The sequence below is a fragment of the Microbacterium sp. genome (assembly GCF_051953575.1).
Taxonomy (GTDB): Bacteria; Actinomycetota; Actinomycetes; order Actinomycetales; family Microbacteriaceae; genus Microbacterium.
On the sequence record NZ_JBQCIP010000293.1, the window covers coordinates 1 to 5,819 of the forward strand.

General features: G+C 69.8%; 4 protein-coding genes. 2 read left to right on the forward strand and 2 right to left on the reverse strand.

Annotated features, from left to right (window positions below; translation table 11 throughout):
* The first annotated feature begins 82 nt into the window (after positions 1–82).
* Positions 83–2,236 carry a DEAD/DEAH box helicase gene (locus ACTHNQ_RS18705; RefSeq protein ID WP_440335447.1) on the forward strand — a complete coding sequence of 718 codons (2,154 nt, stop codon included), beginning with the start codon at positions 83–85 and terminating at the stop codon, positions 2,234–2,236.
* Positions 2,237–2,349: 113 nt separating this feature from the next.
* Positions 2,350–3,378: an ATP-dependent 6-phosphofructokinase gene (locus ACTHNQ_RS18710; RefSeq protein ID WP_440335448.1), complete on the forward strand. Its 1,029-nt coding sequence runs from the start codon at positions 2,350–2,352 to the stop codon at positions 3,376–3,378.
* 66 nt (positions 3,379–3,444) lie between these two features.
* On the opposite strand, the gene ACTHNQ_RS18715 is transcribed toward ACTHNQ_RS18710, so the two are convergent.
* Positions 3,445–5,595, reverse strand: coding sequence for a S9 family peptidase (locus ACTHNQ_RS18715; RefSeq protein ID WP_440335449.1), 2,151 nt, complete (start codon positions 5,593–5,595; stop codon positions 3,445–3,447).
* A partial coding sequence (locus ACTHNQ_RS18720; RefSeq protein WP_440335450.1) for a hypothetical protein occupies positions 5,555–5,819 on the reverse strand: 265 nt, incomplete at its 5' end. The genes ACTHNQ_RS18720 and ACTHNQ_RS18715, both read right to left, overlap by 41 nt.

Consider the following 5,819-nt stretch of genomic DNA (forward strand, 5'->3'; position numbering starts at 1 on the left):
CGCCGCCCGCGGGAGTACGCAGCACCATCGGTGTCATCCGATCATCGCCGGTCGATTTCCGGCATTCACGCTCAGGAGGAGCATGCCGACCACGGCACCCGCCCAGACGGCGCAGCGTCGCCGCAAGTCCTCGTCCGCACGCCGCGACGACGAGGCCCCCATCATCCCGATCCTCGCCCGCAAGGTGCGCGAGGTCGAGGCGAAGGCCCAGCGCGGCAAGCTCGGGCCGACCAACCGCGTCAAGTTCCAGGTGATCGCGTTCCTGGTGCGCGAGGAGCGCGCCCGCGTCAAGGGCGACACGTCGCTCACCGACGCCGCCCGCGCCGAACTGCTCAAGCGTCTCGACGGTGTGGCCACGATCCTGGCGAAGACCGCCGCTCGCGACACGTCGCTCATCCAGCTGCTCGAGGTCGACCAGGCCACCTCGCCGGTCGCACGCCGCATGCGCCGTGACTGGCTGCTCGAGTCCGGTGCGGAGCTGCCGCCGGACGAGCTGATCATCACCGACGTCGCCCCCGCCGTCGCGACCGTCGTCCCGGCCGCACTGGCCGAGCGCCAGGTCGTGCCGCCGCAGGTCGAGGCACGTCGCGAGTCGAACCCGTTCCTGGCGCCCGACCTCACGATGCGCGCACCCAAGCAGACGCCGCGGCGTCGCCTGGACAGCTGGGAGCTCATGGGCCCGCTGTACAAGGCGTTCGAGACCGGTGCCGGCGGTGGGAGCGCCACCATGGAGCTCCCGCCCGTGCCCGAGTTCGACCGGCTGTCGCCGCGCGGGCTCGAGGTCATGCCGCACCAGTCCCGCTTCCTCGAAGCCGTGCGCGCGGGCCACCGCACCTTCCTGCTCGCCGACGAGCCGGGCCTCGGCAAGACGGCGGAGTCCGTGCTGGCGGCATCCGTCGCCGATGCGTACCCGCTTCTGGCGGTCGTCCCCAACGTCGTGAAGATGAACTGGGCCCGCGAGGTCGAGCGGTGGACGCCGCAGCGCCGCGCCACCGTCATCCAGGGCGACGGCGAGGACATCGACGCGTTCGCCGACGTGTTCATCGTCAACTACGAGATCCTCGACCGCCACCTGTCGTGGCTGAGCTCGATCGGGCTCAAGGGCCTCGTGGTCGACGAGGCGCACTTCATCAAGAACCTCACGTCGCAGCGCTCGCAGAACGTGCTGGCGCTGGCGAACCGCATCCGCGAGCAGGTCTCCAACCCGCTGCTGCTCGCGCTCACGGGAACGCCGCTCATCAACGACGTCGAGGACTTCGACGCCATCTGGCGCTTCCTCGGGTGGACCAACGGCGAGAAGCCGGGCCCCGTCCTCATGGACAAGCTCGACGAGACCGGGCTCACGCCGGCCGACAAGGCGTTCTACCCCGAGGCGCGCGACGCCGTCATCTCGATGGGCATCGTGCGCCGTCGCAAGAAGGACGTCGCCACGGACCTGCCCGACAAGCTCATCGCCGACCTGCCGGTGGAGCTGGACGACGAGTTCGGCCGCTCGATCCGCCAGGCGGAGCGCGAGCTCGGAGAGCGTCTGGCCGCGAAGTACCGCCGCATCATCGAGGCGCGCGGCGACCGCGGTCTCGCGCCCGGCGAGATCGACGACGACATCGTCCGGCTCGTCGCCCACAACGAACTCGAAGAGTCCAAGGCCGCCGGAACCGGCTCCGAGAACGTCTTCACGATGGTCCGCAGGATCGGCCAGGCGAAGGCGGTGCTCGCCGCCGATTACGCCGTGCAGCTGCAGCGCTCGGTGGGCAAGGTCGTGTTCTTCGCGAAGCACATCGACGTGATGGACGCCGCCGAGGCGCACTTCGCTCAGGCGGGCCTCAAGACCGTCTCCCTGCGCGGCGACCAGGCGTCGACCGCGCGCCAGCAGGCGATCGACGCCTTCAACAACGATCCCGAGGTCGGCATCGCGGTCTGCTCGCTGACCGCCGCCGGTGTCGGTGTGAACATGCAGGCGTCGTCGAACGTCGTGCTCGCCGAGCTGTCGTGGACGGCCGCCGAGCAGACGCAGGCGATCGACCGCGTGCACCGCATCGGCCAGGACGAGCCGGTCACCGCGTGGCGCATCATCGCCGCGCACACGATCGACACCAAGATCGCCGAGCTCATCGACTCGAAGCAGGGCCTCGCCGCCCGTGCGCTCGACGGCGAGGCGGTCGACCCGCAGTCGAGCGATTCCGTGCAGCTGTCGGCGCTCATGCACCTGCTGCGTCAGGCGCTCGGCGCGGCCTGAGCCTCGTGGACCGGATGCCGCGACCGCGCCGTGTGGCAGGTCGCGGCATCCGGCACTAATGTCGGGTGAGGCAGCGTCGCCGTCCCTCTTCACCCGACAGCGAGGAACACAGCATGAAGATCGGCATCCTGACGAGCGGCGGCGATTGTCCCGGACTCAACGCGGTCATCCGTGGCGTCGTGCTCAAGGGCACGACCACGTACGACCTCGAGTTCGTCGGCATCCGCGACGGATGGCGCGGCGTCGTCGACGGCGACTTCTTCCCGTTGACCCGCCACGAGGTGAAGGGTCTGTCGAAGGTCGGCGGCACCATCCTCGGCACCTCGCGCACGAACCCCTACGAAGGACCCCGCGGCGGGGCCGAGAACATCGCGAAGACGATGTACGGCCACCGTCTGGACGGCATCATCGCGATCGGCGGCGAGGGCACGCTCGCCGCCGCCAACCGGCTCTCCAACGACGGCATCAACGTGCTCGGCGTCCCGAAGACCATCGACAACGACCTGCGCGCCACCGACTACTCGTTCGGGTTCGACACCGCCGTCAACATCGCCACGGATGCGATGGACCGCCTGCGCACGACCGGCGACTCGCACCAGCGCTGCATGGTCGCCGAGGTGATGGGCCGTCACGTCGGCTGGATCGCCCTCCACGCCGGCATGGCCGCCGGCGCGCACGCGATCTGCATCCCCGAGGTGCCGATGTCTCTCGAAGAGGTCGCCGACCTCGTCACCCGGGCCCACGACCGCGGCCGGGCGCCGCTCGTCGTCGTGTCGGAGGGCTTTACCCTCAAGGGCATGGACGAGGCGTACAGCGACAAGGGCCTGGACGCGTTCAACCGCCCCCGCCTCGGCGGCATCGGCGAGGTGCTCGCGCCCGAGATCGAGCGCCTGACCGGCATCGAGACCCGCTCGACCGTCCTCGGCCACATCCAGCGCGGCGGTTCGCCGTCGGGCTTCGACCGCGTGCTCGCCACGCGCCTCGGCCTGCACGCCGCCGACGCGGTCGTCGACGGCGCCTGGGGCCAGATGGTCGCCATGCGCGGCACCGACATCGTGCGCGTCCCGTTCGCCGAGGCCCTGGGCGAGCTCAACACGGTGCCCCTGTACCGCTACGAAGAGGCCGCCGCCCTCTTCGGCTGATCGACGTCGAGAGAGTGGATGCCTCGGCCGCGGCATCCACTCTCTTGCTGTGTGCGGTGCTCCGCCTCAAGCCGGTGCGTCCGCGACGCCGAGGACGTCGAGCAGCCAGGCGAGCTCGAAGGCCCGCTCGCGCCACGCGTTGTAGCGGCCCGAGACGCCGCCGTGGCCGGCGACCATCTCGCACTTGAGGAGCGCGTCGGCGCCGACCTCGCGCAGGCGCGCGACCCACTTGGCCGGTTCGACATACAGCACGCGGGTGTCGTTGAGCGAGGTCACCGCGAGGATGCGCGGGTACTCGACGTCCGCACGCACGTTCTCGTACGGCGAGTACGACTTCATGTACGCGTACACCTCGGGGTCGTGCAGCGGGTCGCCCCACTCGTCCCACTCGATCACGGTGAGGGGGAGCGACGGATCGAGGATCGTCGTGAGCGCGTCCACGAACGGCACATCGGCCAGGATGCCGGCGAACAGCTCCGGGGCGATGTTGGCGACCGCGCCCATGAGCAGGCCCCCGGCCGAGCCGCCTTCGGCGACGAGCTGCGAGGCCGTGGTGTAGCCGTGGTCGATGAGGTGCAGCGCGCTGTCGACGAAGTCGGTGAAGGTGTTGCGCTTGGAGAGGAGCTTGCCGTCCTCGTACCACTGCCGGCCCATCTCGCCGCCGCCGCGCACGTGTGCGACGGCGAACACGACGCCGCGGTCGAGTTCCGACAGGCGCGGCACCGAGAAGCCGGGCTCGATCGAGTGCTCGTACGAGCCGTAGCCGTACAGGTGCACGGGCCGCGGCGCGACGCCCGCATCGCCGAAGGACCGCTTGTAGACGAGCGAGATCGGGATCTGCGTGCCGTCCTGGGCGGTCGCCCACACGCGCTCCTGGGCGTACTCGGCCGGGTCGTAGCCGCCGAGCACGGGCTGGCGCTTGCGCAGGTGCAGCTCGCGGGTCGCGACGTCGAGGTCGTACACGGTGCCGGGCGTGACGAAGGAGCCGTAGCCGAGGCGCAGCAGCGGCGGAGCCCACTCCGGGTTGCCGCCGGTGCCCACCGAGTACAGGGGCTCGTCGAACGCGATCTCATCGACGCTGCCGTCGGCGTACGAGAGCATGCCGAGCCGTGCGAGACCGCCGCGCCGGTACCCCACGACACCCCAGTCGCGGAACGTCGAGACGCCCAGCAGGCGCTCGCCGGGACGGTGGGGGATCACGACTTCCCGCGCTCCGGACGGGTCGGATGCCGCCACCCGGACGAGCTCGAAGTCGAGGGCTCCGTCGTTGTGGAGGATGAACAGCACGTCCTCACCGTCGATGACGGCGTGCTCGGAGTCGTACTCGACCCCTTCGGTGCGCGGCCACACCACCCGCGGCTCGCCGCGCAGGTCGTCGGCATCCAGCAGCCATTCCTCGCTGGTGATCGACGAGCCGAGGCCGATCACGAGGAACCGGTCGCTGCGGGTGAATCCCGCGCCCACCCAGTACTTCTCGTCGGGTTCGTGGAAGAGCTTGGCGTCGTCCTCGACGGGCGTGCCGAGCTCGTGCAGCCACACGGTGTCGGGGCGCCATGCGTCGTCGACGGTCGTGTAGACGATGAAGCGGCCGTCGGGCGAGAACGTCGCGCCGGCGAACGTGTCGGGGATGACGTCGGGCAGGTCTGCGCCGGTCTCCAGATCGCGCACGCGCACGGTGTAGCGCTCGTCGCCCGCCACATCGACGCCGTAGAGCATGAGACGCGCGTCGTTCGACACCTCGAAGCTGCCCAGCGAGAAGAACTCGCTGCCTTCGGCCTCGACGTTGCTGTCGAGCAGGATCTGCTCGCCCGGAACCTCCGTGTCGGCGCTCAGCGAGGGCGGCGTCCAGTCGTCGGGCGAGGCGAGGGGAGCGCGGCACTGGATGCCGTACTGCTTGCCTTCGACGGTGCGACCGTAGTACCACCAGTCGCCGCGGCGGGTCGGCACCGACAGGTCGGTCTCGAGCGTGCGTCCCTTGATCTCGTCGAAGATGCGCTCACGCAGGCCGTCGAGGTGCGCGGTGCGCTGCTGGGTGTACGCGTTCTCGGCCTCGAGATGTGCGATGACCTCCGCGTCTTCTTTGGCGCGGAACCATTCGTAGCGGTCTTCGACGTCGTCTCCGTGGTGGGATCGGACGGTGGCGCGCACCGGCGCGACGGGGGGACGGATGCCGTCGTCAGGCGTGGACGGGGCGGGAGCGGAATCGCTGAGAGTCACCGTTCCACGCTAACTCCTGGGCAGAGTGGATCGACAGTTTCGGCGATGTAGGATTCTCGTGGCCGGTTGCCGGTTCCTTACGTCCTGGTGAACTCTTCGTTCGTCGCGCCGATCCCGTCGGCACTTCCTTTTCCCATCCCTTCTCGGAAAGCGAACGGTGGAAACCGCAGCCCTGATCGTCGTTCTGGTCATCGCTCTCGCGCTCTTCTTCGACTTCACGAACG

What these genes read in the sequence shown, in the direction of transcription:
- ACTHNQ_RS18705 (WP_440335447.1), top strand. Translation starts at nt 83, where the DNA reads ATGCCGACCACGGCACCCGCCCAGACGGCGCAGCGTCGCCGCAAGTCC.
- ACTHNQ_RS18710 (WP_440335448.1), top strand. Translation starts at nt 2,350, where the DNA reads ATGAAGATCGGCATCCTGACGAGCGGCGGCGATTGTCCCGGACTCAAC.